Origin of the sequence: Ideonella sp., from assembly GCF_041918995.1 — a bacterium.
Lineage (GTDB): Bacteria > Pseudomonadota > Gammaproteobacteria > Burkholderiales > Burkholderiaceae_C > Ideonella.
The window spans coordinates 36,578-61,639 of record NZ_JAYRUN010000003.1; the positions used below are offsets into that span (position 1 = coordinate 36,578).

At 69.7% G+C, this 25,062-nt stretch carries 22 protein-coding genes and 1 tRNA gene; 14 read left to right on the plus strand and 9 right to left on the minus strand.

The window, feature by feature from the left end; genetic code table 11:
• Window positions 1-9: 9 nt before the first annotated feature.
• Window positions 10-1,689 (plus strand): NAD+ synthase, encoded by a 1,680-nt coding sequence (locus tag ACE3UN_RS03260; RefSeq protein ID WP_374673485.1) that lies wholly within the window; start codon window positions 10-12, stop codon window positions 1,687-1,689.
• A 42-nt stretch (window positions 1,690-1,731) separates the two neighbouring features.
• Window positions 1,732-2,070 carry a P-II family nitrogen regulator gene (locus tag ACE3UN_RS03265; RefSeq protein WP_374564339.1) on the plus strand — a complete coding sequence of 113 codons (339 nt, stop codon included), beginning with the start codon at window positions 1,732-1,734 and terminating at the stop codon, window positions 2,068-2,070.
• 35 nt (window positions 2,071-2,105) lie between these two features.
• Here ACE3UN_RS03265 and ACE3UN_RS03270 read toward each other — a convergent pair whose 3' ends face one another.
• From ACE3UN_RS03270 to ACE3UN_RS03290, 5 genes are read right to left on the minus strand one after another with little or no spacing between them, the layout of a single operon-like run.
• Entirely contained in the window at window positions 2,106-2,699 is a 594-nt protein-coding gene (locus ACE3UN_RS03270) for a TIGR00730 family Rossman fold protein (RefSeq protein ID WP_374673486.1), read from the minus strand.
• Entirely contained in the window at window positions 2,696-3,259 is a 564-nt protein-coding gene (locus tag ACE3UN_RS03275; RefSeq protein WP_374673487.1) for an RDD family protein, read from the minus strand. Before ACE3UN_RS03275 ends, ACE3UN_RS03270 begins: the two co-directional genes overlap by 4 nt.
• A complete protein-coding gene (locus tag ACE3UN_RS03280; protein WP_374673488.1) occupies window positions 3,256-4,020 on the minus strand; it encodes a DUF3106 domain-containing protein in 765 nt (254 codons plus the stop codon). Before ACE3UN_RS03280 ends, ACE3UN_RS03275 begins: the two co-directional genes overlap by 4 nt.
• Before the next feature lie 38 nt (window positions 4,021-4,058).
• Entirely contained in the window at window positions 4,059-4,499 is a 441-nt protein-coding gene (locus tag ACE3UN_RS03285; protein ID WP_374673489.1) for a DUF3619 family protein, read from the minus strand.
• Complete coding sequence (locus ACE3UN_RS03290) at window positions 4,496-5,062, minus strand: RNA polymerase sigma factor (protein WP_374673490.1); 567 nt, start codon at window positions 5,060-5,062, stop codon at window positions 4,496-4,498. The genes ACE3UN_RS03285 and ACE3UN_RS03290 overlap by 4 nt, the downstream gene beginning before the upstream one ends.
• Before the next feature lie 258 nt (window positions 5,063-5,320).
• Here ACE3UN_RS03290 and ACE3UN_RS03295 point away from each other — a divergent pair, with 258 nt between their 5' ends.
• The 6 genes from ACE3UN_RS03295 to pbpG all read left to right on the plus strand — a co-directional run bounded on the left by ACE3UN_RS03295 (window position 5,321) and on the right by pbpG (window position 12,834).
• Window positions 5,321-7,108 (plus strand): acetolactate synthase 3 catalytic subunit, encoded by a 1,788-nt coding sequence (locus ACE3UN_RS03295; protein WP_374673491.1) that lies wholly within the window; start codon window positions 5,321-5,323, stop codon window positions 7,106-7,108.
• A 163-nt stretch (window positions 7,109-7,271) separates the two neighbouring features.
• A complete protein-coding gene (gene ilvN, locus ACE3UN_RS03300) occupies window positions 7,272-7,763 on the plus strand; it encodes an acetolactate synthase small subunit (RefSeq protein WP_374673492.1) in 492 nt (163 codons plus the stop codon).
• A gap of 54 nt (window positions 7,764-7,817) precedes the next feature.
• Entirely contained in the window at window positions 7,818-8,834 is a 1,017-nt protein-coding gene (gene ilvC, locus ACE3UN_RS03305) for a ketol-acid reductoisomerase (RefSeq protein ID WP_374673493.1), read from the plus strand.
• Window positions 8,835-8,930: 96 nt separating this feature from the next.
• Window positions 8,931-9,776, plus strand: coding sequence for a CDP-diacylglycerol--serine O-phosphatidyltransferase (pssA, locus tag ACE3UN_RS03310; protein WP_374673494.1), 846 nt, complete (start codon window positions 8,931-8,933; stop codon window positions 9,774-9,776).
• A 222-nt stretch (window positions 9,777-9,998) separates the two neighbouring features.
• Window positions 9,999-11,540 carry a 2-isopropylmalate synthase gene (locus ACE3UN_RS03315; protein ID WP_374673495.1) on the plus strand — a complete coding sequence of 514 codons (1,542 nt, stop codon included), beginning with the start codon at window positions 9,999-10,001 and terminating at the stop codon, window positions 11,538-11,540.
• 115 nt (window positions 11,541-11,655) lie between these two features.
• Entirely contained in the window at window positions 11,656-12,834 is a 1,179-nt protein-coding gene (gene pbpG, locus ACE3UN_RS03320) for a D-alanyl-D-alanine endopeptidase (RefSeq protein WP_374673496.1), read from the plus strand.
• 72 nt (window positions 12,835-12,906) lie between these two features.
• Here pbpG and ACE3UN_RS03325 read toward each other — a convergent pair whose 3' ends face one another.
• From ACE3UN_RS03325 to hpnC, 4 genes are all read right to left on the minus strand, one after another.
• Window positions 12,907-13,674 (minus strand): IclR family transcriptional regulator, encoded by a 768-nt coding sequence (locus tag ACE3UN_RS03325; protein WP_374673497.1) that lies wholly within the window; start codon window positions 13,672-13,674, stop codon window positions 12,907-12,909.
• A 61-nt stretch (window positions 13,675-13,735) separates the two neighbouring features.
• Complete coding sequence (gene hpnE, locus ACE3UN_RS03330) at window positions 13,736-15,034, minus strand: hydroxysqualene dehydroxylase HpnE (RefSeq protein WP_374673498.1); 1,299 nt, start codon at window positions 15,032-15,034, stop codon at window positions 13,736-13,738.
• Window positions 15,018-15,887 (minus strand): presqualene diphosphate synthase HpnD, encoded by an 870-nt coding sequence (gene hpnD / locus ACE3UN_RS03335; protein WP_374673499.1) that lies wholly within the window; start codon window positions 15,885-15,887, stop codon window positions 15,018-15,020. The genes hpnE and hpnD overlap by 17 nt, the downstream gene beginning before the upstream one ends.
• Window positions 15,884-16,729: a squalene synthase HpnC gene (gene hpnC / locus ACE3UN_RS03340; RefSeq protein WP_374673500.1), complete on the minus strand. Its 846-nt coding sequence runs from the start codon at window positions 16,727-16,729 to the stop codon at window positions 15,884-15,886. The genes hpnD and hpnC overlap by 4 nt, the downstream gene beginning before the upstream one ends.
• 159 nt (window positions 16,730-16,888) lie before the next feature.
• On the opposite strand from hpnC, the gene ACE3UN_RS03345 reads away from it, so the two are divergent.
• The 6 genes from ACE3UN_RS03345 (at window position 16,889) to clpX (ending at window position 24,948) form a co-directional block, all read left to right on the plus strand.
• Window positions 16,889-18,025 (plus strand): efflux RND transporter periplasmic adaptor subunit, encoded by a 1,137-nt coding sequence (locus tag ACE3UN_RS03345; protein WP_374673501.1) that lies wholly within the window; start codon window positions 16,889-16,891, stop codon window positions 18,023-18,025.
• A 37-nt stretch (window positions 18,026-18,062) separates the two neighbouring features.
• Window positions 18,063-21,176 (plus strand): efflux RND transporter permease subunit, encoded by a 3,114-nt coding sequence (locus ACE3UN_RS03350; protein ID WP_374673502.1) that lies wholly within the window; start codon window positions 18,063-18,065, stop codon window positions 21,174-21,176.
• Between the two features lie 240 nt (window positions 21,177-21,416).
• A tRNA-Leu gene (locus ACE3UN_RS03355) sits at window positions 21,417-21,503 on the plus strand.
• Between the two features lie 31 nt (window positions 21,504-21,534).
• Window positions 21,535-22,842 (plus strand): trigger factor, encoded by a 1,308-nt coding sequence (tig, locus tag ACE3UN_RS03360; protein ID WP_374673503.1) that lies wholly within the window; start codon window positions 21,535-21,537, stop codon window positions 22,840-22,842.
• Between the two features lie 130 nt (window positions 22,843-22,972).
• Entirely contained in the window at window positions 22,973-23,581 is a 609-nt protein-coding gene (gene clpP / locus ACE3UN_RS03365) for an ATP-dependent Clp endopeptidase proteolytic subunit ClpP (RefSeq protein WP_374673504.1), read from the plus strand.
• 98 nt (window positions 23,582-23,679) lie between these two features.
• A complete protein-coding gene (gene clpX, locus ACE3UN_RS03370) occupies window positions 23,680-24,948 on the plus strand; it encodes an ATP-dependent Clp protease ATP-binding subunit ClpX (protein WP_374673505.1) in 1,269 nt (422 codons plus the stop codon).
• Window positions 24,949-25,062 lie beyond the last annotated feature (114 nt).

A 25,062-nucleotide genomic window follows, 5' to 3' on the forward strand; every position in this document is an offset into this window, starting at 1 on the left:
GGCCCCCTCATGGTGGCCCTGGCCCAGATCAACACGACGGTAGGTGACCTGCCCGGCAACGCCCGCCAGGTGGCGCAGGCGGCGAGGGCCGCCCACGCCCAGGGCGCCCGCCTGGTGGTGGCCCCCGAGCTGGCACTCACCGGCTACCCGCCCGAGGACCTGCTGCTGCGCCCCGCGTTCCTGCAGGCCTGCGATGCCCAGCTGCGCGCCTTGGCGGAGGAACTGGCCGATTGCGAGGGGCTGCATGTGGTGGTGGGGCATCCGGCGGCGTGGGGGCAGGCGGACGATGTTAGGTCGAAGTCGCATTCGCTGCCGGGCTGCTTCAATGCAGCCTCGGTGCTGGCGGGGGGGCAGGTGGCCGGCACCTACGCCAAGCGTGAGTTGCCCAACTACCAGGTGTTCGACGAGCGACGGTATTTCGCGTCCGGCCGCGACGCCGGCCTCGGCCCGCTGGTGTTCGAGGTGGAGGGCCGGCGCATCGGCGTGCTGATCTGCGAGGACGCCTGGTTCGAGGAGCCGGCGCGGGCCGCCTGCGAGGCGGGCGCCGAGTTGCTGTGCGTGATCAACGCCTCGCCGTTCCACCTGGACAAGCAGGACGAGCGTGAGCAGCGCATGGCCGAGCGGGCACGCGCCTGCGGGCGGCCCCTGCTGTACGCCCACCTGGTGGGCGGCCAGGACGAGGTGGTGTTCGACGGCGCGTCGTTCGCCATGGATGCCCTGGGGCGGGTGCAGGCGCGGGCCGCCAGTTTCGAGGCGGAGACGCTGCTGCTGTCCGTGGCGGCCGACGGCGAGGTGAGCGGCCCCGTGACGCCGGTGCCCGAACAGGCCCGGCAGGCCTGGTCGGCCCTGGTGGTCGGCGTGCGCGACTACCTCGGCAAGAACGGCTTCCCGGGTGCCATCATCGGCCTGTCGGGTGGCATCGATTCGGCCCTGGTGCTGGCCATTGCGGTGGATGCGCTCGGGCCCGAGCGTGTGCGTTGCGTGATGATGCCCTCGCGCTACACGGCGGACATCTCCTGGATCGACGCGCGCGACATGGCCGAGCGCCTGGGCGTCCGCTATGACGAGATCCCCATCGCCCCGATGTTCGATGCGTTCCGCGAGGCGCTGTCGCCGCAGTTCGCCGGCCTGCCGGAGGATGCCACCGAGGAGAACATCCAGGCGCGGGTGCGTGGCACGCTGCTGATGGCCCTGTCCAACAAGACCGGCGACATCGTGCTGACCACGGGCAACAAGAGCGAGATGGCGACCGGCTACTGCACGCTCTATGGCGACATGGCGGGCGGCTTCGCCGTCATCAAGGACGTGGCCAAGACGCTGGTGTACCGGCTGGCCGAGTGGCGCAACCAGCAGCCCACCGCGCGGGCCGATGGCACCGAGGGCCCCGTCATTCCGCAGCGCATCATCACGCGCCCGCCGTCGGCCGAACTGCGACCGGACCAGACCGACCAGGACAGCCTGCCTCCGTACGAGGTGCTCGACGCGGTCCTGGCGCGCTACATGGAGGGCGACCAGTCCATCGAGGAGATCGTGGCGGCCGGCTATGAGCCCGCCGACGTCGAGAAGGTCACCCGACTCATCAAGATCAACGAGTACAAGCGCCGCCAGGCGCCGGTGGGCATCCGCATCACCCACCGTGCCTTCGGGCGCGACTGGCGCTACCCGATCACCTCGAAGTTCCGTGCTTAAATCGAGCCGAATCAACGTCCCCCACGCCCGTCGGAGCCCTTCATGAAGCAGATCACCGCCATCATCAAGCCCTTCAAGCTCGAGGAAGTGCGCGAGGCGCTGGCCGAGGTGGGCGTGTCCGGCCTGACCGTCACGGAAGTGAAGGGCTTCGGCCGCCAGAAGGGCCACACCGAGCTGTACCGCGGCGCGGAGTACGTCGTGGACTTCCTGCCCAAGGTGAAGGTGGAAGTGGTCGTGCGCGACGCCGACGTGGACCGCGCGATCGAATCCATCGTGAAGGCCGCCAAGACCGGCAAGATCGGCGACGGCAAGATCTTCGTCACCGCCGTGGAGCAGGTGGTGCGCATCCGCACCGGCGAGACGGACGAGTCCGCCGTCTGATTGCCCCGGGGCCCGCGCCTGGCGCGGGCTTGCGTTCAGATCGCGGTGTAGTCGTCGGGCCCGCCCGCGCGGGTGGCGCGTTGGGCCAGCCGGTCCAGCAGGCGGGTCGGGTCCGCATCGAGCTCCAGCATGGCCTGCTGGTGTGCGTCGATGAAGCCGTCTGCCTGCGTGCGGGCCAGGAACGCCAGCAGGCCGTCGTAGAAGCCGCCCACGTTCAGCAGCCCGATGGGCTGGTCGTGGTAGCCCAGGTGGCGCCAGGTCCATACCTCGAACAGCTCTTCCAGCGTGCCGATGCCGCCCGGCAGCGCGACGAACACGTCCGCGCGCTCGGCCATGTGCTGCTTGCGTTCGTGCATGCTGGACACCACCCGCAGGTCCTGCACGCCGGTGTGCCCGAGTTCGCGCTGCATGAGCCGGTCGGGAATCACGCCGGTCACGTGGGCACCCGCGGCGAGGGCAGCGTCGGCCACCGTGCCCATCAGGCCGGCGCGGCCGCCGCCGTACACCAGCGACCATCCCCTGCGGCCGATGTCGGTGCCCAGCTGGGCGGCCGCCTGCGCGAACGCCGGCAAGGCGCCCGGCCGGGAGCCGCAGTAGACGCAGACGGTGAAGCCGGCGGCGGGTGTCACCGGGGGGCCGGGCGGGGGACCGGATGCTGGCGCGCATCGACCAGGCGCGTGCCGCAGGCGACGTCGTGCCAGAACTGGCGCTCGGGATGCAGCAGCGACAAGGCGGCGTAGACGAGCACGCCCACCGCGAGCAGCCCGTAGACACTGCCGCCCCCCTGCAGGCCGGCGAGGTGGGCCGCTGCGAGGGCGGGAACGAACCACAGCCAGGCGAGCAGGTAGCGCACCAACGCACGCCCCCGGCCGACGGCCCTCCCGTGGGCGTCCACCAGGCGCACGTGCCAGGCCTTCATGGCCACGGTCTGGCCGCCGTGCGTCCAGAACCACACGAAGTACAGCCCGAGCACGGCAAAGAGGAAGGCCTGCAGGCCGGCCTGCCCCTGCAGGGCGTGCCGCATGCCGGTCGTCACGGAATACAGCCCCCCGGCGACCATGAGCACACCGAACAGCAGCACCCCTTCATACAGGAAGGCGGCCAGGCGGCGGGCGAGGGACGGGGCGGGCCAGCGGGAGGACGTGGGCGCCGGGCCGGCGGCGCCCGCGCCGGGCGCGACACCGCTCACCGGCCGCCCTGCCCGGACGGGCCGTTCTGCTTCTGCGGCCGCGAGGCCTGGGGCGCCTGGGCGCCCGCGGCCTGCGGGCCGGCCTTGGGCAACAGGGTCGTGCGGTCCACCAGCTTGGGCGAGGCGGCGATCTTGGGCTGGCCCGGCGGCTGGTGCTGCGGAGCGCGGGGGGTGGCCGTCACCAGCGAGGTGGTGGCGCCGCGGCTGCCCTGCACGACCGACGGCGACACGGCAGTGGGCGGCGGCAGCCGGCCCTGCGCCGGAGCCACGACGTTCGACTTGGGCGCCTGCGCATCCACCGGCGCACGCCGCAGGGACTGCGCCGGGGCGGCCGAGCCGCCCGCCACCGGCGCCGGCTTGCGCGTGGCGCGCTCGGCCAGGGCCGCCCGCTCTTCGGGGCTGAGGGCCTGGTAGGCCTCCCACCGCGCCTGGCGGTCTTCGGCCGGCAGGCGCTTGCTCTGCTGGTAGTTCAGGCGCGCTTCCGTGCGCTGCGACGGCGACATGCGCGCCCACTCGTCCATGCGTTCCCGCACCCGCTGCTGGCGCTGGGGCGACATGCGGTCGAACCGCGAGGCGACCTCCAGCCACTTCTGCTTGCGCGGCGCGTCCAGGCGATCCCATTCGCCCTGCAAGGGCTCCAGCGCGCGCTGCTGGGCGGGATTCAGCTGGGTCCAGGCGGGCCCGCCGGGGGGCGCCGACTGGGCGTGCGCGGGCCCGGCGAGGGCCCATGCCAGCATGGCGCCCGCCAGAAAGGGGGCCACGGCCGCCAGTGCGCGGACACGGCCAGGCGGCTGGCGCGTCACTGGGCCTCCTGGAGGAACTCGACGAAGCCCGGGTCGCGGTAGGCGTCCGGCGGCAGGTCGTCGGCCAGCAGCGACACGTCCACGTCGGCCGCGGCCTCGATCTGGGCCCGGTCGTGCCATTCGTCGATCAGCACCAGGCCCGCCACCAGCAGCACCAGCGGCAGCACCGACGCCACCCGGAACCACCAGGTGGGACGGCGCGCCAGGGCAGCGGAGTGGCCCCGGCCGACCACGGTGTCGGCGGCGGCGCCGAGGGCGCGGGCGGCGCGGGCGCGCGACAGGGCCTGCTCGCGCGCGATGCGCAAGCGCTCGGAGATGTCGTGCGGCGTGTGCTGCGCCTGCTCGCTGAGCAGCGCACCCACGCGCAGGCCGAAGCGGGCTTCCAGCCGCTCGGCGTCGAGGCGGCCGACGGCGGCAGGGTCGACAGGGCGGTTCATGGCGCGATTCCCTTGGCTTTGAGCGATCTGGCCAGCGCATGGACGGCCCGGGAGCAGTGCGTTTTCACACTGCCCTCGGAACAGCCCATGACGGCGGCCGTCTCGGCGACGTCCAGTTCCTCCCAGTAACGAAGCAGGAAGGCCTCGCGTTGACGGCCCGGGAGCTGGCCGATCTCCTTTTCGATGAGAAGCAGGATCTGTTCTCGCCCGACGGTGTCGGCGGCGCTTTCGGCACCCAGCGACCCTTCCACGGTCGACAGCAGTTCCAGGAGGTCGAAGTCGCCATCGTCGTCGGCCCCGTCGAAATCCGACAGGTTCTGCATGACGGCGTTGCGCACCTTCTGGCGCCGAAACCAGTCCATCGTGGCGTTGGACAGGATGCGCTGGAACACCAGCGGCAGTTCCGCGGCCGGTCGGTCGGCGTACTTTTCGGCCAGCCGGATCATCGCGTCCTGGACGATGTCGAGGGCGGCATCGTCGTCGCGCACGGCATAGACCGTGCGCTTGAAGGCGCGCTTCTCGACACTCTTGAGGAAGTCGGTGAGTTCTTTGTCGGTGGCCAAGGCTGTGTGACGCGGCCGGGCTCGGGCCACGCGAAATCGCGCTGGATTATGTCATTCACCCCCGGCGGCCGTCGGATGAAGCGGCCCGATGACGCGGAGGATGCAATAATGCTGCTTCGCACAATTGCGATCTGGTTACCAGGCCGCCCCGACCGCGGGTGCCGGCTGTGTTGACCGCGCAGGCTCCACATCCGCCTCACAAGGGCGCGAAGAGGGGCACCGATGGTTTTTCGTCAGAGAAATTCACAGAGGTTCGACATGGACTTGTCTGCCGCGGAAGTCAGGCGTGCCGCCACGGCTCAGCCGCATTCCTCCCCTTCCTCCTTTCCCGCCGCGGATCCGAACGGATCCGAGATCCTCGTGCGCTCATTGCAGGCCGAGGGTGTCAAGTACCTCTGGGGCTACCCCGGCGGTGCGGTGCTCTACATCTACGACGCGCTGTACAAGCAGGACAGCATCCAGCACGTGCTGGTGCGCCATGAGCAGGCGGCCATCCATGCAGCCGACGGCTACGCCCGCGCCACGGGCGAGGTGGGCGTTGCCCTCGTCACGTCGGGCCCGGGCGTCACCAATGCCATCACCGGCATTGCCACGGCCTACATGGACTCCATCCCGATGGTGATCATCACGGGGCAGGTGCCCACGCCGGCGATCGGCCTGGACGCCTTCCAGGAATGCGACACCGTGGGCATTACCCGGCCGATCGTGAAGCACAACTTCCTCGTGAAGGACGTGCGCGACCTGGCGACGACGCTGAAGAAGGCGTTCCACATCGCCCGCACCGGGCGTCCCGGTCCCGTGGTGGTGGACATCCCCAAGGACGTGTCGCTCAAGACGGCGCCGTTCCACTACCCCGAGCGGGTGGAGATGCGCTCGTACAACCCGGTGAAGAAGGGCCACGGCGGCCAGATCCGCAAGGCCGCGCAGCTGCTGCTGAGCGCCAAGCGGCCCTATATCTACACCGGCGGCGGCGTGATCCTGGGCAACGCCACGGCCGAGCTGCGGGAGCTGGCCGACCTGCTCGGCTACCCCTGCACCAACACGCTGATGGGCCTGGGTTCCATCTCGGCGAGCGACCCGAAGTTCCTGGGCATGCTGGGCATGCATGGCACCTACGAGGCCAACATGACCATGCAGCACTGCGACGTGCTGCTGGCGGTGGGCGCGCGTTTCGACGACCGTGTCATCGGCAACCCGAAGCACTTCGCGTCGGTCGAGCGCAAGATCATCCACATCGACATCGACCCGTCATCCATCTCCAAGCGGGTGAAGGTCGACATTCCCATCGTCGGTGACGTCAAGGACGTGCTGCAGGAGCTGATCGCCCATCTGAAGGAGGCCACCGTGCGCTCCGACAAGGAGGCGATCAACGGCTGGTGGTCGCAGATCAACGACTGGCGCAAGAAGGAATGCCTGGCCTACCGCCGCAGCGACGAGGTCATCAAGCCGCAGTTCGTCATCGAGACGCTCTGGAAGCTGACGCGGGGCCGCGACACCTACATCACCAGCGACGTCGGCCAGCACCAGATGTGGGCCGCCCAGTTCTACGGCTTCACCGAGCCACGCCGCTGGATCAACTCCGGTGGCCTGGGCACGATGGGCGTGGGCCTGCCGTATGCGATGGGCATCAAGCTGGCGAAGCCCGAGTCGGATGTCTTCTGCATCACCGGCGAGGGCTCCATCCAGATGTGCATCCAGGAGCTGTCGACCTGCCAGCAGTACAAGACGCCGGTCAAGATCATCTCGCTGAACAACCGCTACCTGGGCATGGTGCGGCAGTGGCAGGAGCTGGACTACGAAGGGCGCTACTCGCACAGCTACATGGATGCGCTGCCCGATTTCGTGAAGCTGGCCGAGGCCTATGGCCACGTGGGCCTGAAGATCGAGAAGCCCTCCGAGGTGGAGCCCGCGCTCAAGGAGCTGATCCGGTTGAAGGACCGCACGGTGTTCCTCGACGTGCGGACGGACCCGACGGAGAACGTCTGGCCGATGGTCCAGGCGGGCAAGGGCATCTCCGAGATGCTGCTGGGGTCCGAGGACCTGTGACGGCCTGAAGGCTGGCGGCGCACGTCGGGTTACCGCCCGGCGCGGGCCGGCAGCCGGATCGCCGGAACGACCGGACCGCGTTCCTTCCTGTCCACTTGACGGCGCGCCAAGCGCCGGCGGTTACCGCCGCCGGCCGTGAAGAGCCCGCTGCTGGAGTCTTCCCATGAAACACATCATCGCCGTGCTGCTCGAGAACGAGCCCGGTGCCCTGTCGCGCGTGGTCGCCCTGTTCTCCGCCCGCGGCTACAACATCGAGAGCCTGACCGTCGCGCCCACCGAGGACGCGTCGCTGTCGCGCATGACCATCGTGACCACCGGCTCCGACGAGGTGATCGAGCAGATCACCAAGCACCTGAACCGGCTGGTCGACGTGGTGAAGGTCGTCGACCTCACCGAAGGCCAGTACACCGAACGCGAACTGATGCTCATCAAGGTGCGCGCCGTTGGCAAGGAGCGCGAGGAGATGAAGCGCATGGCCGACATCTTCCGCGGCCGCATCATCGACGTGACGGAGAAGAGCTACACCATCGAGCTGACCGGCGACGCCGGCAAGCTCGACGCGTTCATCGAGGCCATCGACCGCGCGGCCATCCTCGAGACCGTGCGCACCGGCACCAGCGGCATCGGCCGCGGTGAACGCATCCTGCGGGTCTGACGGCCCGCCACCGCCCCCCATCCCCCTTTCCCCGCCAGCGAAGAGAGAACCACCATGAAGGTCTATTACGACAAGGACGCCGATCTCAGCCTCATCAAGGGCAAGAACGTCACGATCATCGGCTACGGCTCACAAGGCCATGCACACGCCCAGAACCTCAACGACAGCGGCGTCAAGGTCACTGTCGGCCTGCGCCGCGGCGGCGCCTCCTGGGCCAAGGTCGAGAAGGCCGGCCTGAAGGTGGCCGAGGTGGCCGAGGCGGTCAAGGGCGCCGACGTCGTCATGATCCTGTTGCCCGACGAGCAGATCGCCGAGGTGTACAAGAAGGACGTGGAGCCGAACATCCGCGAAGGCGCATCGCTCGCCTTCGCCCACGGCTTCAACGTGCACTACGGCCAGGTGCAGCCGCGTGCCGACCTGGACGTGTGGATGGTGGCTCCCAAGGCGCCCGGCCACACCGTGCGCAACACCTACACCCAGGGCGGCGGCGTGCCGCACCTGATCGCCGTGCACCAGGACAAGTCCGGCAAGGCCCGTGACCTGGCCCTGAGCTACGCCGCGGCCAATGGCGGCGGCAAGGCCGGCATCATCGAGACCAACTTCCGCGAGGAGACCGAGACCGACCTGTTCGGTGAGCAGGCCGTGCTGTGCGGCGGCACCGTCGAGCTGATCAAGGCTGGCTTCGAGACGCTGGTGGAAGCGGGTTATGCGCCCGAGATGGCCTATTTCGAGTGCCTGCACGAGCTGAAGCTGATCGTGGACCTGATCTACGAAGGCGGCATCGCCAACATGAACTACTCGATCTCGAACAACGCCGAGTACGGCGAGTACGTCACCGGCCCCAAGGTGGTGACGGCCGAGACCAAGAAGGCCATGCAGCAGTGCCTGAAGGACATCCAGACGGGCGAGTACGCCAAGAGCTTCATCCTGGAGAACAAGGCCGGCGCGCCCACGCTGATCAGCCGCCGCCGCCTGACCGAGGAGCACCAGATCGAGGTGGTCGGCGAGAAGCTGCGCGCCATGATGCCCTGGATCAAGGCCAACAAGCTGGTCGACAAGTCGCGCAACTGATCCGCGCCGGGGGCCCGCGCCGGGCACCTGGCTTGCCAGACGAGGCCGCCTTCGGGCGGCCTTTTTCGTGCAGCCCCTGGGTTATGCTCCCCGCCCATGCCTGATCCGGACCTCTCCCGCGAACACGATCCCCTGGTGGACGACGACGCCGAGCTCGTGGAGCCGCCGCGCCGCCGCCGCCGCGGCATCTACATCCTGCCCAACCTGTTCACGCTCGCGGCGCTGTTCGGTGGTTTCTTCGCCATCGTGATGGCCATGAACGACCGGTTCGACCAGGCGGCCTACGGCATCTTCATTGCCGCGCTGCTGGACAGCCTGGACGGCCGGGTGGCGCGGATGACGAACACCCAGAGCGCCTTCGGTGAACAGATGGACAGCCTGTCCGACATGGTGAGCTTCGGCGCGGCGCCGGCGCTCATCGTCTACGAGTGGGCGCTGGACAGCCTGGGCAAGGCCGGCTGGATCGCCGCGTTCGTCTACTGCGCCTGTGCGGCATTGCGGCTGGCCCGCTTCAACACCAACATCGGCGTGGTGGACAAGCGCTTCTTCCAGGGTCTGCCCAGCCCGGCCGCGGCGGCGCTGGTCATCGGCTTCATCTGGGTGATGGACGACGCTGGCTACCGCATGGCGGCCGAGTACGTGGGCCTGCCCTGGGGCGCCTTCGCCCTCACGCTGTACGCCGGGCTGACGATGGTGACCAACATTCCCTTCTACAGCTTCAAGGACGTCAGCTTCAAGCGCAGCGTGCCCTTCGCCGTGATCGTCGCCATCGCGCTGGGCATCGCGCTGATCAACGTGGATCCGCCGCGCGTGCTGTTCGCGGTGTTCTGCGCCTACGGCGTCTCCGGCTATGTCGTGTACGTGTACCGGAAGATGAAGGGCAAGCCGGTGAGCGTGATCGCCACGTCCACCGACGAACCGGACGAGCGCGGCCTGCATTGAGCGCCGCATCGCGTCAGCGCGGCGCCAGCCGGCGGTGTTATATTGGCTGCGCAATGACCTGCCAGACGTTCGCTTCCACGCTGCTGCTACTAGGTGTGCCCCGGGCACGCTGATCGAACACGTCCGTCCTCGTCACCGCACCAGGTTTTCCCTCCGATCAACGGCCCGCCATGCCCACGCATGCGGGCCGTTCTTGTTTCCACCCTCCGTTTCCCCCGCACCATGGCCGACAAGCTCATCATCTTCGACACCACCTTGCGCGACGGCGAGCAGTCGCCCGGCGCTTCCATGACCCGCGACGAGAAGCTGCGCATCGCCCGCCAGCTCGAGCGCCTGCGCGTGGACGTGATCGAAGCCGGTTTCGCCGCGTCGTCCAACGGGGACTTCGGGGCGGTCAAGACCATTGCCGACCACATCAAGGACTCCACGGTCTGCTCGCTGGCGCGGGCCAACGACCGCGACATCGCCCGCTCCGCCGAGGCGCTGGCCGGGGCGGCGCGCGGACGCATCCACACCTTCATCGCCACCAGCCCGCTGCACATGGAGAAAAAGCTGCGGATGACGCCCGAGCAGGTGCTGGAGCAAGCGAAGCTGGCCGTGCGCTTCGCGCGCAACCTGTGCGGTGACATCGAGTTCTCCCCCGAGGACGGTTACCGCTCCGAGGTGGACTTCCTCTGCCGGGTGCTGGAGGCGGTGATCGCCGAGGGCGCCACCACCATCAACATCCCGGACACCGTGGGCTACGCCGTGCCGGAGCTGTACGGCAACTTCATCCGCACCCTGCGCGAACGCATTCCCAACTCCGACAAGGCCGTCTGGTCCGTCCACTGCCACAACGACCTGGGCATGGCCGTGGCGAATTCGCTGGCCGGGGTCAAGATCGGCGGCGCCCGCCAGGTGGAGTGCACCATCAACGGGCTGGGCGAGCGCGCCGGCAACTGCTCGCTGGAAGAGGTGGTGATGGCGGTGAAGACCCGTCGTGACTATTTCGGCCTGGACGTGGGCATCGACACGTCGCAGATCGTCCCGGCCTCGCGCATGGTGAGCCAGACCACCGGCTTCGTGGTGCAGCCCAACAAGGCGGTCGTGGGCGCCAACGCCTTCGCGCATGCCAGCGGGATCCACCAGGACGGCGTGCTCAAGGCGCGCGACACCTACGAGATCATGCGCGCGGAGGACGTGGGCTGGTCGGCCAACAAGATCGTGCTGGGCAAGCTCTCGGGGCGCAATGCCTTCAAGCAGCGCCTGCAGGAGCTGGGCGTCGCGCTCGATTCCGAGGCCGAGGTGAATGCGGCCTTCGCGCGGTTCAAGGACCTGGCCGACCGCAAGAGCGAGATCTTCGACGAGGACATCATCGCCCTGGTCAGCGACGACAGCGTCACCCAGGACGACGAGCATTTCCGCCTGCTGTCGCTGGCGCAGCGCTCGGAAACGGGCGAGCGCCCGCACGCTCGGGTGGTCTTCATGATGGATGGCCAGGAGCAGGTCGCCGACAGCGACGGCAACGGCCCGGTGGACGCCACGCTCAAGGCCATCGAGTCCCGCGTGGAAAGTGGCGCGGAGATGGTGCTCTATTCGGTGAACGCCATCACCTCGGGAAGCACAGAATCGCAGGGAGAGGTCACCGTGCGCCTGCAGCACGGCGGGCGGGTCGTCAACGGCGTGGGCAACGACCCGGACATCGTGGTGGCGTCCGCCAAGGCCTACCTGGCGGCGCTGAACAAGCTGCACGCCAAGACAGAGCGCGTCGCTGCCCAGGGCTGAGCCATCCCGGCCCGTCGGCGGGCACTTTAGGAAAGACATGCAAGTTTTTGATCTTGCGTGTCTTTTTTGTTTCACATAGACTCGCCGACACCCTGGGTGGCAAAGGCTCCAGAGCATGCTCACATTGAAGAATTCGCGTCGTTGGCTGGGCCTGCTGGGCATGGTGGTCGGCCTGGTGCTGGCCATTCCCGCGGCCGAGGCGGCGTCGTCCTCTGCCGCCTCGCGGCGTGCCGCCAGCCAGCAGGCCAAGGCGAAGACGTCCTCCGCCGCCAAGGCGGCCAAGGGCTCGTCCGCCACCAAGAAGAAGTCCGGCACCGCCCGCAAGCCCGCCACACGCAGCCGCACAGCCGCGGCGTCCTCCCGCAGCAGCGTGCGCAGCACGCGCGCGGTGGCGTCCCGGCGGGCGGCCGTCAAGGCGCCGGCGGTGCCTGCGCGCCAGTCCTTCGGCCAGCTGGCCGGCCTGCATGCCGCCGACGACCCGCTCGACCTCAAGTCCAGCGTGGCCTTCGTGCTCGACCAGGACACCAACGAGGTGCTGCTGAGCAAGAACGACACGGCGGTGCTGCCCATCGCGTCCATCACCAAGCTCATGACGGCCCTGGTGGTGACGGAGGCCAAGCTGCCGCTGGACGAGGTGCTCACCATCACCGACGAGGACGTGGACACCGAGAAGGGCAGCTCGTCTCGCCTGGCGGTGGGCACCCGCCTGACCCGCGGCGAGATGCTCCATCTGGCGCTCATGTCGTCGGAGAACCGGGCGGCCAGCGCCCTGGGCCGGCACTACCCGGGCGGCCGGCCCGCCTTCGTGGCGGCCATGAACGCCAAGGCACAGCTGCTCGGCATGCAGGACACCCGCTACGCCGAGCCCACGGGCCTGTCGAGCAAGAACCAGTCGAGCGCGCGTGACCTGGCCCTGCTCGTTCGCACGGCCCATGATGTGCCGCTGATCCGCGAACTGAGCACCTCGCCGGAGCACCAGATCGCCGTGGGGTCGCGCCATCTGCAGTACCGCACCACGAACCGCCTGGTGCTGAACCCCAGCTGGGAGATCGGCCTGCAGAAGACCGGCTACATCTCCGAGGCAGGGCAGTGCCTAGTCATGCAGGCGCAGTTGGCCGGCCGCAAGCTGATCATGGTGCTGCTGGATTCCGCCGGCAAGTACTCGCGCATCGGCGATGCCGAGCGCATCCGCAAGTGGCTCGCGAGCCACCCGACGCCGCCGATGCCGTCGGCACCGGTGGCGACGGCTCCGGTGGCCCCGGCGCTGGCCGTGCGCCCCGTCGCCGCGCACTGAACCGCCTCGCACGGATTCACCTCGCAAGCGTGGGCGATCGCCCGGTAGGCGATGCGCCCGCTCGCCGGGCGGCTAGCCGCGGTGGCCCAGCGCCGCGGAGATCTGGCCCGCCGTGGCCTTCACCTTCTCCAGCCAGGATTCCTCCAGCCGATCGGCCGGCGCACTGATGGACAGGCCCGCCACGAGCTTGCCCTGGTCGTCGAAGATGCCGGCTGCCATGCAGCGCACGCCGAGCTCCAGTTCCTCGTCGTCGCGCGCGGCGGCATGGCGGCGCACGGCGGCCAGCTCGCGCTCCAGGGCGGGCAGGTCCGTGATGCTGTTGCGCGTGTGGCCGGCCAGCCCCGTGCGGGTGGCGTAGGCCCGCACCCGCGGCGGCTCATCGTAGGCCAGGAACAGCTTGCCCACCGAGGTGAGGTGCAGCGGCGCGCGGCCGCCCACCGCGCGCACCACCTGCATGCCGGAGCGTTCGCTGTAGGTGCGTTCGATGTAGACGATCTCGTCGCCCTGGCGAACCGACAGGTTCACCGGCTGGTGGGTGAACTTGTGCAGCTCCCGCATGGGGCCGATCGCGGCGTCGCGCACATCCAGGCGGGCCTTCACGAGATTGCCCAGCTCGAGCAAGCGCATCCCCAGGCGGTAGGTGCCGGCCTCCGGCCGGTCCACGAAGCGGCCCGCGGCCAGGTCGTTGAGGATGCGGTGCGCGGTCGAGGGGTGCAGGCCCGTGGTCTCGCTGAGTTCTTTCAGCGACACGGGGTCCTGGTGGGAGGCGAGCACGTCCAGCAGGGAGAAGGCGCGGGCAAGCACCTGGATGCTGGGGGTGACGCTGTCCTTCTTGGTCATCGGGGATCCTTCCGCCCCGGATTTTGCATGGCGAAACCGGATGCGTCCATCCGCGATGCGATCAGGCGCCGCTGACGGCCTGACGCGCCGCTTCCATGCCCGCGCGCACCGCGCCTTCCAGTGTGGCCGGGTAGGGCCCCGCGACGTGGTCGCCCGCGGCCCACAGGTGGGGCGCCACCTGCGCTGGCGGGCGGTCCAGGCCGGGCGTGCAGGCGAAGGTGGCCCGCTTCTCGGTGCGTTGTGCCACCCACTCGACAGGGGCGTGGGCCGCCGACGGGAATTCGCGCTGCCATTGGGCGAGCATGGCCCGCCGGGTGGCATCGGCTCCGGCGTCCACCCACGCAGCCGCGCCGCTGGACACCAGCGCGTACAGACCGGCCGGCCCGCCCAGTGCGCCCAGGTCGAAGCCGAACTGTGCCGGTGATGTGGCGTCGCTGTGCAGCGCGAGCATGGGGCACGGCCATCGGGCGCCCGGTGCGCGCAGCCACGTAGTCACGATGGGCTGGTAGGCCAGGGCGCGTGCACGGGCCGCCCACGCCGGGGCCACGGTGTCGCACAGCCGGCCGGCCTCGCCGGGCGGGCAGGCGAGCACCACCGCGTCGTGCAGTTCGCCGTCCACCCGCCATCGGGGGCCGTCCGGTTCCAGCCGGCTGACCCGGTGTCCCAGGCGCACCTCCACCCCATGGGCATGCAGCCAGCGCCCGGCGGCCTCGGGCAGCAGCGCATCCAGCGGTGCGCGCGGCAGCAGCAGGTCCGACGCGCCTGGGGCGCCGAACAGCGCGTCCCTCAGCACGTTGAGCAGCACCTGTGCGCTGGCTTGGTCGGCCGGCGTGTTCAGCGCGGCCACGCACAGCGGCTCGATCAGCCGCGTGTAGGCCGAACGCGGGCAGTGGCGCGCCAGCTGGGCCACGGTGGTCCCTGGCGCGCAGCGGAAGCCCGACAGCCGCCAGCGGGCCGCGACGGCGAGCAAGCCCAGCCGGTCGAGCCAGGGCAGGTCCCGCCAAGCGAGCACGCCCCGCACGAAGGCCGGCACCGCCGGGCCCGTGGGCAACTGCAGGCCCGCGCCGTCCGGCGTGCGCAGGGTGAGCGGCAGGCGAAGCAGCACGGTCTCGGGGTCCACGCCGACGGTGCGCATCAACGCCAGCGTGTCGGCGTACGCGCCCACCAGGATGTGCTGGCCGTTGTCCAGCTGCAGGCCACCGTGCGACACGGTTCGGGCACGTCCGCCCAGGTGGGGCGCCATCTCGCAGAGGCTGACGCGCCAGCCCCGCTGCCGTGCCGTGACGGCGGCAGCCAGCCCTGCCCACCCGCCGCCCACCACGGCGAGGCGGGCGTCGCCCGGCTCAACGACCGCGGACATGCGTGCGGGCCGCGATCCAGAGCTTGCGCAGGGGCGTGAGCGAGGTGCGCTGGTGCAGCACCTGGAAGCCGGCGCGCTCGATTTCGCCCAGCAGGGTGCGGTAGATGTTGGCCATCATCAGGCCGGGCTTCTGCGTGGCGCGGTCCTCCGGCGGCAGGAGCGCCAGCGCCTCGTCGTAGCAGCGCTGGGCGCGCTCGGCCTGGAAGCGCATGAGGGCGGTGAAGCGGTCGCTGTAGCCCCACGGGGCTTCCCGCCGCAGCAACTCGTGCGCCTTCACGTCGAAGCGCTGCAGCTCGTCGATCGGCAGGTAGATGCGCCCGCGGCGGGCGTCCTCGCCCACGTCGCGGATGATGTTGGTGAGCTGCATGGCCAGGCCCAGCCGGTGGGCATAGGCCACGGTCTGGGTCTGCGTGCGTCCGAAGATGTTGCACGCGACTTCGCCCACCACGCCGGCCACCAGGTGGGCATAGCGCTCGAGCGCGGCAAAGTCGAGGAAGCGGTTCTGGGCCAGGTCCGTTTCGCAGCCCTCGATGACGGCCAGCAGGTGCCCGGCTTCGATGCCGTAGGTGCCGGCATGGGGCATCAACGCCTGCATCGCCGGGTGGGCCGGCCGCCCGGCAAACGCCTCGGCCACCTGGTTGCGCCACCACGCGAGCTTGGTGCGCGCGACCTGCGGCTCGTGGACCTCATCGACCACGTCGTCCACCTCGCGGCAGAAGGCATAGAACGCCGTGATCGCCTCACGCCGGGGCGGCGGCAGGAACATGAACGCGTAGTAGAACGACGAGCCGCTGGAGGCCGCCTTGTCATGGACGTAACGCGCCGGCGTACCCGGCGGGGGCAGCGCGGTCACGGCGCCTCCGCGAAGGGCCAGCGCACGGCGCGCCACAGCAGCACCGGGGCGTCACGGCGGGCCAGGGCAGGGCGCCGGTGGAAGGTGTCGTGGTCCATGGCTCGGATTCTCTCAACAATGCGCAGCCCCCCCAGCACGACCAGCCGAAGCTCCCAGCCGGCGCGGCCGGGCACGGCCGTGGCCAGCGGCGCCCCGCGGCGCATCAGGGCCTCGGTCCAGGCGCAGAGGTCGGCCACCAGGGCGCGGCCCTCGGGGCCGGTGCGGCCCGCCACGGCGGCGTCGAGCAGCGTGTCGGTCAGGCCGTGGCGGCGGCGGTCCGCCAGGGGCAGGTAGTGGCGGCCGCGGGGCAGGTCACGGCTGAGGTCCTGCCAGAAGTTGATCAGCTGCAGTGCCGTGCAGATGTCGTCGCTGCGCGCCAGGGCGGTGGAATCGGTGATGCCATACAGGTGCAGCAGCAGCCGACCCACGGGGTTGGCGGAGCGGCGGCAGTAATCGAGCAGCTCCGCACGGTCGGCGTAGCGCGGCTGGTGGGTGTCCTGGACGAAGGCATCGAGCAGGTCGTCCAGGGGCTGCCACGGCAGGGCGTGGGCGGTGATGGCGTGTGCGAGCGGGCCGAACACGTGCGACCAGCGGGGGCCGGGCGGCTGGCCCGCCACCACGCGGCGCAGCTCTTCCCGGTAGGCCGCCAGGTCGGCCTGCCGGGCCGCCGCGGTGGCGTCCCCTTCGTCGGCGATGTCGTCCGCCACGCGCGCGAACCAGTAGATGGCCGTCACGGCGGGCCGCAGCCGGGGTGGACACAGCCACGACGCCACGGGGAAGTTCTCGTAGTGCTCGACGCTCATGGGCGGCGCGATTGTGCCCGCGCGGCGCGAGCCGGCGCGTGCGACAAAGTTCCCGCCCGAGGCATTGACGCAGCGCAACAGCCGCACGTACATTACTGACCGGTCAGTCAGTAACGTCTCTCCTGACGGCCTTGTCCGTCGACGACTCCGTACGCCGCCATGAACCACCGCCTTGCCGCTTCTGCCCTCGTTCCGCTTGTCCTGTCGCTGGCCCTGGCCGGCTGCAGCCGCCCGGAGGCGCCCGCCGACCCGGTGCGCGCCGTGCGCACGCAGGTGGTGGCCGACGGCACCCAGGTGGCCTCGCACGAGTACGCCGCGGAGATCCGGGCGCGCACGGAATCGCGGCTCGGCTTCCGCGTCGGCGGCAAGCTGCAGAGCCGTGCCGTGAACCTGGGCGACCCGGTCCGGCCGGGCCAGGTGCTGGCGCAGCTGGACGGCCAGGACCTGCGGCTGGGCCAGGATGCTGCGCGGGCGGCGCTGTCGGCGGCGCAGACCCAGCTGGACCAGGCGAGCGCGGATTTCAAGCGGTTCAAGGAGCTGCGGGACCAGGGGTTCATCGGCGCTGCCGAGCTGGAGCGGCGCGAGACGGCGGTCAAGGCGGCGCGGGCGCAGTGGGAGCAGGCCCGGGCCCAGCTGGCGGTGCAGGGTAACCAGGCGTCGTACGCCAGCCTCGTGGCCGATGCGGCCGGCGTGGTGACCGGCGTCGAGGCCGAGCCCGGGCAGGTGGTGGCCGCGGGTGCGCCGGTCGTGCGCCTGGCGCACGACGGCCCGCGCGACGCGGTGTTCTCGGTGCCGGAGGACCGCGTGGGCGCGATCCGCGCGCTGCTGGGCAAGGCCGGCGGCGTGCGCCTGCTGCCCTGGGGCAGCCAGGAGGCTGTTCCCGCCACCGTGCGGGAGGTGGCGGCCGCCGCCGACCCCGCCACGCGCACCTTCCTGGTCAAGGCCGACACCGGCAAGGCCCCGGTGCGACTGGGGCAGACCGCCTCGGTGCGCGTGGACGCGCCGCCGGTCGACGGGGCCATCCGGCTGCCGCTGGCGGCGGTGGTGGAGTCCCAGGGCCGCTCGATGGTCTGGCTGTTCGACCGGGCGTCGATGACGGTGCGCCAGCAGCCGGTGACCGTGGCCGGTGCCGATGGCAACCAGGTGCTGATTGCCCAGGGCCTCAAGCCGGGTGACGAGGTGGTAACGGCAGGCACGCACGTGCTGACCGCGGGCCAGAAGGTGAAGCCCTTCACGGCCCTGGCCGGCGGTGCGCCGGCGGCCTCCGCGCCTTCCGCATCCGTGGCGGCCCGCTGACGCGGCACGCCGGACCCCAGACATCCGCAGGATCGCCATGTACCCGAGCACCGCCTCGAGCTTCAACATTTCCCGGTGGGCGCTGGAGCACGCGCCACTGACCCGCTACCTGATGGTGGTGCTGATGGTGCTGGGCCTGGCGGCCTACTTCCAGCTGGGCCAGGACGAGGACCCTCCGTTCACGTTCCGCGCCATGGTGGTGCAGGTGTACTGGCCCGGGGCGTCCGCCCAGCAGGTGGCCGAGCAGGTCACCGACAAGCTCGAGCGCACGCTGCAGGAGGTGCCCCATGCCGACATCATCCGAAGCTACACCAAGCCCGGTGAATCGCTGACCATCCTGCAGCTGAAGGACTCCTCGCCGCCGAAGGAGGTGCAGGACATCTGGTACCAGGTGCGCAAGAAGGTGGGCGACATGCGCGGCACGCTGCCGTCCGGCGTGGTCGGGCCGTTCTTCAACGACGAGTTCGGCGATGTGTACGGGTCCATCTACGCGCTGTCCGCCGACGGCTTCACGCCCGAGGAACTGCGCCGCTACGCCGAGGACGTGCGTTCGCAGATGCTGCGCGTGCCGGACGTGGCCAAGGTGGAGCTGTTCGGCGTGCAGGCGGAGAAGCTCTTCGTCGAGATCTCGCAGAAGCGCCTGGCGCAGCTCGGGCTGGACATGAACCAGGTGATCGCCCAGCTGAACGCGCAGAACGCGGTCGAGGGGGCCGGCACGCTGAACGCGACCTCGCAGAACCTGCAGGTGCGGGTGGCCGGCGCCTTCACCTCGGTGGAGGACCTGCGCCAGCTGCCCATCCGCGGCGTCAACCCGTCCACCGGTGTCGCCAGCCAGCTGCGCCTGGGCGACATCGCCGAGATCCGCCGCGCCTACGTGGACCCGCCCGCCGTGATGGTGCGTCACCAGGGCGAGCAGGTCGTGGCCCTGGGCGTGTCCATGGCCAAGGGCGGCGACATCGTCCGGCTCGGCAAGGCGCTGCAGGCCCAGGCGCAGCAGATCCGGGGCGGGCTGCCGGTGGGCATCGAGCTGCGTCAGGTGCAGGACCAGCCGCAGGCGGTCTCGCGCTCGGTGGGCGAGTTCGTGAAGGTGCTGATCGAGGCCGTGGTGATCGTGCTGGCCGTCAGTTTCCTCAGCCTCGGGCTGCACACCCGGCCGCTGCGGGTGGACATCTGGCCGGGCATGGTCGTGGGCATCACCATTCCGCTGGTGCTGGCCATCACGTTCATCACCATGCTGTACTGGGGCGTGGGCCTGCACAAGATCTCGCTCGGCTCGCTCATCATCGCGCTGGGCCTGCTGGTGGACGACGCCATCATTGCGGTGGAGATGATGGTCCGCAAGCTGGAGGAGGGCGAAGACCGCATGACCGCGGCGACGCACGCCTACGAGGTCACCTCCATGCCCATGCTCACGGGCACGCTGATCACTGCCGCCGGCTTCCTGCCGATCGGCATGGCCAAGTCCGCGGTGGGCGAGTACACCTTCGCCATCTTTGCCGTCACCACCGCCGCGCTGGTGATCTCGTGGTTCGTGTCCGTGTACTTCGTGCCCTACCTGGGCGCGCGCCTGCTGCGCACCCGCAAGACGCACGACGGCGAAGCACACGAGCTGTTCGACACGCCGTTCTACACCCGCTTTCGCGCGGTGGTGAACTGGTGCGTGGAGCACCGCTGGAAGACCATCGGCATGACGCTGCTGATCTTCGCGCTCGGCCTGGTGGGCATGGGGCGCGTGCAGCAGCAGTTCTTCCCCGACTCCAACCGGCCCGAACTGCTGGTCGACCTGTGGCTGCCGGAGGGCTCCACCATCCAGGCCAGCGATGAGCTGGCGCGCCGGTTCGAGCAGCGCATCGCCAAGGAGGCGGGCATCCAGTCCGTCACCGCCTGGGTGGGCAGCGGCGTGCCGCGCTTCTACCTGCCGCTGGACCAGGTGTTCCCGCAGGCCAACGTGACCCAGTTCATCCTCATGCCGGCCGGCCTGGCCGAGCGCGAGGCGCTGCGCCAGCGGGTGCCCGAGATCCTGGCGGCCGAGTTCCCCGAGGCACGCGGCCGGGTCAAGCTGCTGCCCAACGGCCCGCCGGTCCCTTACCCCGTCCAGTTCCGGGTGGTGGGCACGGACGTGAAGGCCGTGCGCCAGTGGGCCGACCAGGCAAAGGAGATCCTGCGCGGCCACGCCGCCCTGCGCAACGTGAACGACAACTGGAACGAGCAGATCAAGTCGCTGCGCCTGGAGATCGACCAGGACAAGGCCCGGGCGCTGGGCGTCACCAGCCAGTCCATCGCCCAGGCGTCGCGGGTGATGCTGTCGGGCAGCACGATTGGCCAGTTCCGGGAGAACGACCGCCTGATCGACATCGTGCTGCGCCAGCCGATCGACGAGCGTGATGCCATCACCGACATCGGCAACGCGTACGTGCCGACGAGCACCGGGCGCAGCATCCCGCTGACGCAGATCGCCCAGGTGGGCTTCGGCTGGGAGCCGGGTGTGCTGTGGCGCGAGGGCCGCAAGTACGCCGCCACAGTGCAGGCCGACGTGGTCGACGGCGTCCAGGGCGCCACGGTCACCAAGGAGCTGTGGCCGAAGATGCAGGAGCTGCGCAGCCGCATGCCGGCGGGCATGGACATCGAGATCGCCGGCGCCGTCGCCGAGAGCTCGAAGGGGCAGTCGTCCATCGCGGCGGGCGTGCCGATGATGGTGTTCATCATGCTCACGCTGCTCATGCTGCAGCTGCAGAGCTTCTCGCGGACCATGCTGGTCGTCCTGACGGCGCCGCTGGGCATCGCCGGCGTGGCGGGCGCGCTGCTGCTGCTGAACCGGCCGTTCGGCTTCGTGGCGCTGCTCGGGTTCATCGCCCTGGCCGGCATGATCATGCGCAACTCGGTGATCCTCATCGACCAGATCGAGCAGGACCGCCAGCGCGGGGTGCCCACCTGGAATGCGATCGTGGAATCCGCCGTGCGGCGTTTCCGGCCGATCGTGCTGACGGCCGCGGCGGCGGTGCTGGCGATGATCCCGCTGTCACGCAGCGTGTTCTGGGGGCCGATGGCCGTGGCCATCATGGGCGGCCTCATCGTGGCCACCGCACTCACCCTGCTGGCCCTGCCGGCGATGTACGCCGCCTGGTTCCGCGTGCGCCGCGACACGCCCTGAGGGCCGGCCGGCGCGTGGGTCGGGCGCGCGGGGCGCGCCCCGGGGCCGATCCCGGGGCGGAAGCACCCCTGCATGCCGATACAATGCGCGGTTTACCGGTTCGCCCAGGGGGTGCCGGCCAACCGGGCACACCGCGTGCGCGGCTGGCGGGCGGCCCGCCAGCTTCCCCGAAGTTCCGGCCACAGCCGAGGTGCGCTGCCTGCTGCAGCGCACGCGGTCCGGTCGGCCAGGCCTTCACCCGCGCGGGTGGCGAAATTGGTAGACGCACCAGGTTTAGGTCCTGACGCCTTCACGGGCGTGCCGGTTCGAGTCCGGCCCCGCGCACCAGCAGACAAGCAACGCAACCAGAGTTCGCATCATGGCAGTCAACGTTGAAACCCTCGACAAGCTCGAACGCCGCATCACCCTGACGCTGCCGGCCGACGACATCAACACCGAGGTCGAATCCCGGCTGAAGAAGCTGGCCCGCACCGTCAAGGCCGATGGCTTCCGCCCCGGCAAGGTGCCCATGTCGGTGGTCGCCCAGCGTTATGGCTACTCGGTGCAGTACGAGGTCATGAACGACAAGCTGGGCCAGGCGTTCGCCCAGGCGGCCAACGAGGCCAAGCTGCGCGTCGCCGGCACGCCCAACATCACCCAGAAGGAAGAGGCGCCGGAAGGCCAGATGGCCTTTGACGCCACCTTCGAGGTGTATCCCGAGGTGAAGCTGGGCGACCTGTCCGCGGCCGAGGTGGATCGCGTCACCGCCGAGGTGGACGAGGCCGCGATCGACAAGACCGTCGAGATCCTTCGCAAGCAGCGACGCACCTTCGCCCAGCGCCCGGCCGCCGAGGGCGCCGAAGCCGGCGACCGCGTCACGATCGACTTCGAAGGCAAGATCGACGGCGAGCCTTTCGCCGGCGGCAAGGCCGAGGCCTTCCAGTTCCTCATCGGCGAAGGCCAGATGCTGGAGCAGTTCGACCAGGCCGTGCGCGGCATGAAGGTCGGCGAGAGCAAGACCTTCCCGCTGCAGTTCCCCGAGGACTACCACGGCAAGGACGTGGCCGGCAAGGAGGCCGACTTCCTGGTGACCATGAAGAAGGTCGAGGCGCAGCACCTGCCCACGGTGGACGAGGGCTTTGCCAAGTCGCTGGGCATCGCTGGCGGCACCGTGGAGGCCCTGCGGGCCGACGTGAAGAAGAACCTCGAGCGCGAGGTGAAGTTCCGCGTCCTGGCGCGCAACAAGGCGGCCGTGATGGACGCCCTGGTCAAGACCGCCGAGCTGGACCTGCCCAAGGCGCTGATCCAGGCCGAGGTGGAGCGCATGACCGAGTCGGCCCGCGCCGACCTGAAGCAGCGCGGCGTCAAGGATGCCGACAAGACGCCGATCCCGGCCGAGATCTTCACGCCGCAGGCCGAGCGCCGCGTGCGCCTGGGCCTGGTCGTATCCGAGCTGGTGCGCCAGAACAGCCTGCAGGCCAAGCCCGAGCAGCTGCAGGCCCACATCGAGGAAATGGCCCAGAGCTACGAGAAGCCCGCCGAGGTGGTGCGCTGGTACCTGTCGGACCGCCAGCGCATGGCCGAGGTCGAGGCGGTGGTGATCGAGAACAACGTCACCGATTTCGTCCTGGCGCAGGCCAAGGTCACCGACAAGGTGCTGCCCTTCGACGAACTGATGACGGCCTGACGGCCGCCGGGCCTGCTGCCCGCCAAGCGCCCGGCCGCCGGCCGGGCTTTTTTTCGCCCGATCGGCCGGCTTGACGGCGGCGAGATAATCCCCACATCGACACCCTAGCGCGAGACGAGAGGCAACCCTGATGAGTGCACTGGAAACCCAAGCCCTGGGCATGGTCCCGATGGTGATCGAGCAGTCGGGCCGCGGCGAGCGGGCCTATGACATCTATTCCCGCCTGCTGCGCGAGCGCATCGTCTTCCTGGTGGGGCCGGTGAACGACCAGAGCGCCAACCTGGTGGTCGCCCAGCTGCTGTTCCTGGAGAGCGAGAACCCCGACAAGGACATTTCGTTCTACATCAACTCGCCGGGCGGCAGCGTGAGCGCCGGCCTGTCGATCTTCGACACCATGCAGTTCATCAAGCCGGACGTGTCCACGCTGTGCATCGGCATGGCCGCCAGCATGGGCGCCTTCCTGCTGGCCGCGGGCACCAAGGGCAAGCGCTTCGCGCTGCCGAACAGCAAGATCATGATCCACCAGCCCCTGGGTGGCGCGCAGGGCCAGGCCACCGACATCGAGATCCACGCGCGCGAGATCCTCAAGACGCGCGAGCAGCTCAACCGCATCCTGGCCGAGCGCACCGGCCAGCCGCTGGACAAGATCCAGGCCGACACCGAGCGTGACTACTACATGAGCGCCGCCGAGTCCAAGGACTACGGCCTGATCGACCAGGTGCTCGAGAAGCGCGCCTGACGCGCCGGCGGGCAGCCGTCCGACGGCGCCTGTCCGCCCCTTGATCTATCATTGTTTCCATCCGGCGCGAACCCCCGCAGCCCTGCCACGCACTCCCCATGCCCGACAAGAAAGGCGCCTCCGGCGAAAAGGTCCTCTACTGCTCCTTCTGCGGGAAGAGCCAGCACGAGGTCAAGAAGCTCATTGCCGGGCCGTCCGTGTTCATCTGCGACGAGTGCATCGAACTCTGCAACGACATCATCCGTGACGAGGTGCCCGCCGAGGGCGCCACGGCCAAGGCCGGCAAGTCCGACCTGCCGGTGCCCAGCGAGATCAAGGCCAGTCTCGACCAGTACGTGATCGGCCAGGACGTGGCCAAGCGCATCCTGGCCGTGGCGGTGTACAACCACTACAAGCGCCTGAAGCACCTGGGCGCCAGCAAGGACGAGGTGGAACTGGCCAAGAGCAACATCCTGCTCATCGGCCCCACCGGCTCCGGCAAGACCCTGCTGGCCCAGACGCTGGCGCGCCTGCTGAATGTGCCGTTCGTCATCGCCGACGCCACCACGCTGACCGAGGCGGGTTACGTGGGCGAGGACGTCGAGAACATCATCCAGAAGCTGCTGCAGAACTGCAACTACGACGTCGAGCGGGCGCAGCGCGGCATCGTCTACATCGACGAGATCGACAAGATCTCGCGCAAGGCCGACAACCCCAGCATCACCCGCGACGTGTCGGGCGAGGGCGTGCAGCAGGCCCTGCTGAAGCTGGTCGAGGGCACCATGGCCAGCGTGCCGCCGCAGGGCGGCCGCAAGCACCCGAACCAGGACTTCCTGCAGATCGACACGACGAACATCCTGTTCATCTGCGGCGGCGCCTTCGACGGCCTCGAGAAGGTCATCCAGAACCGCACCGAGAAGTCGGGCATCGGCTTCGGTGCGACGGTGCACAGCAAGTCCGAGAACCGCGTGTCCGAGGTGTTCCGCCAGGTGGAGCCCGAGGACCTCGTGCGGTTCGGCCTGATCCCCGAACTGGTCGGCCGCCTGCCGGTGGTCGCCACGCTCGGTGAGCTCACCGAGGAGGCGCTGGTGCAGATCCTCGTCGAGCCGCGCAATGCGCTGCTGAAGCAGTACCAGAAGCTGTTCGCCATGGACGGGGTCGAACTCGAGATCCGTCCGTCCGCCCTGCAGGCCATTGCCCGCAAGGCGCTGGCCCGCAAGACCGGCGCGCGCGGCCTGCGGTCCATCATGGAACAGGCCCTCATCGACACCATGTTCGACCTGCCCACGCTCGACGGCGTGGCCAAGGTGGTGGTGGACGAGCACATCATCGAAGAGGGCGGCAAGCCCCTGCTGGTGTATCGGGAACAGGCCAAGGCGAGCGCCTGACCCGTCCCCTTTTCCGGGTTTCACTTGCCCGCCGGCCGGCTACCCTGATGGCCCAGGCTCCTTGCAATCCCCGCCTCGGGCCCCATGTGGGCCTGAGAAAGTGAGGCCACTCTC